2 protein-coding genes are annotated in these 2,477 nt (G+C 56.5%); one reads left to right on the top strand and one right to left on the bottom strand.

Going from position 1 to position 2,477, the window contains the following annotated elements; genetic code table 11:
* Positions 1–103: 103 nt before the first annotated feature.
* The gene (locus tag Xbud_RS18760) at positions 104–445 is read right to left on the bottom strand and encodes a helix-turn-helix domain-containing protein (protein WP_099137498.1); all 342 of its coding nucleotides are present in this window, start codon (positions 443–445) and stop codon (positions 104–106) included.
* Between the two features lie 131 nt (positions 446–576).
* On the opposite strand from Xbud_RS18760, the gene Xbud_RS18755 reads away from it, so the two are divergent.
* On the top strand, positions 577–2,477 hold a 1,901-nt coding region (locus tag Xbud_RS18755), incomplete at its 3' end, for a CHC2 zinc finger domain-containing protein (protein ID WP_099137497.1).

The following is a 2,477-nucleotide window of genomic DNA, read 5'->3' as shown; positions in this document are numbered from 1 at the left end:
TAGAATGCGCCTTAGCCATCATTCAACTCCTTGCTAGTTGGTTGTGGTGAGCGGTGTCGGGATGTTCTCAGCATCCCAATACCGCGTTAGTTCTGCCTCTTCTTTAGTTACTCTTCACTGTCCAGCGTTTAGCATCGTGCATATGTAAGATGCTGTTAATCACTGTTTCAACAGCCTCCCGCTCTTTCTCGTCTAGCTGTGAAAGTGCTTCAAACTGGAGTTTAAGGCGATCATCAGGGCCACGTTCATCCGGTTCGAAAAGAAGCATATCCGCACTGACATTCAACGCTAATGCAATCCGTCTGAATACATCAATCGTGGGTTGAGAAGTGCCCGCCTCATAGCGCTTGTACTGTGAAACGTGCATCCCAATCTTGTCAGCCATTTGTTGTTGAGTGAAACCAAGTTCTTTACGGGAAGCGGCTAATTTATCAGAAAAGCTCATAGGAAATTCCAAAGTTGCTGTAACTGACATCACTATAAGCCTCCCTTTTTTATCGCTTGACTGATAGTATCATATCAGGGACTATATATATCATCAATATGAATCTTGACGCAGTTTTAAAGGATTAAGATATGGCTCGCATCCCCGAAGCAGAATTACAGCACCTGAAAGCCGCTGTCTCTTTAGTTGCCATCATTGAGCAACAAGGCCGGCAGTTGTTTAAGCGCGGTAAAGACATGACCGTGCTGTGCCCGTTCCATGAGGAGAAAACGCCTTCGATGGTCATTACCCCAGCGAAAAATCTCTACCACTGTTTTGGCTGTGATGCGGGCGGGTCGGTGCTGGACTGGGTCATGCAAACCGAGGGCCTGAGCCTGCGCCATGCCGTGGAACGCCTGCGTGCCGTGCTGGGGCACAATCCGGCGGTCGAGCCGCTGGTGCAGCCGGAAGAGCTGACCAGTGATGCCATCGGGCAACAGGTGTTGCTGTCACGGGTGGTTGCGTTTTATCACCATACACTTTTGAATGCCCCGGAAGCGCAGGCCTATCTGGCGAAGCGGCGGCTCAATCATCCTGAATTAGTCGCGCAGTTTAAACTGGGCTTTGCCAACCGCACACTGGGCTACCGTCTGCCACCGAAAAAAGTCAAAGCCGGCGAGGAGATCCGCCGCCGCCTGATAGCGGCCGGGGTGTTGCGGGAGAACGGGCGTGAGCATCTGCGTGGCTCGCTGGTTATCCCTGTTATCAGCGCTGAGGGGCAGGTTCACGAACTGTACGGACGCAAAATCGGCGAGCGGCTGCGCGGTGATACGGTCTCGCATCTTTACCTGCCGGGCGCGCACCGCGGGGTCTGGAATGAGCAGGCACTGGGGGCTGCAAAATCGCTGATCCTGTGCGAATCGCTGATTGATGCGCTGTCGTTCTGGGTGACGGGGCAGCGCAATGTGACAGCCGCTTACGGGGTGAACGGCGTCACCGCGGATCACTGGCAGGCGTTCGAACAGCACGGCATTAAGCAGGTGCTGATCGCCTTTGATAATGATACCGCCGGCAATGATGCCGCCGTCAAACTGGCGGCAGCACTGGTTGCCAAAGGGATCACGCCGCTGCGTATAGTGTTCCCGCCAGATCAGGATGCCAACGGGTATCTGTGCCAGATGGCCGAACCCGAATCGGCCTTTGCCCTGCTGATTGAGAGTGCTGTACCGATGCAGGAGGCAGCGGATATGGTCGCCCTTGAGCGCCAGACGCCTGAGCCGGACACCGCGCCAGAACCCGCTTCCCCTTTAGCCGCTGGACCCGTACCCCGCGTGACGCCGAATGTCGTCTGTGAATCCGGTGAGCATGGCGAGCGGCTTATCTCGATCGGCACACTCCAATGGTGCTTACGGGGCATGGGCGCAGTCAAAGCCGGCGCTGCCACGATGAAACTCAATGCTCAGGTGCTGGACACACAAAGCGGCGTCCTGTTCGCCGACGGGGTTGACCTGATGAGTGCCCGCAGCCGAAACAGCTATGCCAGACTGGCCGCCACCGAACTGGGGCTGGGAGAGGCTGAGTTGCGGCGTTCGCTGGGGCAGGTGTTGCTGGCCGTCGAACAGGGGCAACAGCAACCCACCTCAGGCACCGAACCCCGCGTACCGGCGATGGGGATCGCTGAACGGGAAGCGGCACTGGCGTTACTGCAAGATCCCTACCTGACGGCACGTATTACCGCTGACTTAGCCGCCTGTGGCGTGGTTGGTGAATCCACCAATCTGCTTGCGGGCTATCTGGCGGCGGTGAGCCGAAAGTTACCCAAACCGTTAGCCGTGCTGATCCAGAGCAGCAGCGCCGCCGGGAAATCCTCGCTGATGGAGGCGGTACTGAACCTGATCCCGGAGGAAGAGCGCATCCAGTACAGCGCTATGACCGGGCAAAGCCTGTTCTATCTCGGTGAAACTAATCTCCAGCACAAGATATTAGCTATCGCCGAAGAAGAAGGGGTACGGCAGGCCGCCTATGCGCTGAAGCTGTTGCAAAGTGATGGCGA

Origin of the sequence: Xenorhabdus budapestensis (genome assembly GCF_002632465.1) — a bacterium.
Classification (GTDB): domain Bacteria; phylum Pseudomonadota; class Gammaproteobacteria; order Enterobacterales; family Enterobacteriaceae; genus Xenorhabdus; species Xenorhabdus budapestensis.
The sequence above is the reverse complement of the archived record's forward strand: the minus strand, read 5'-3'. Positions and strand labels throughout refer to the sequence as shown.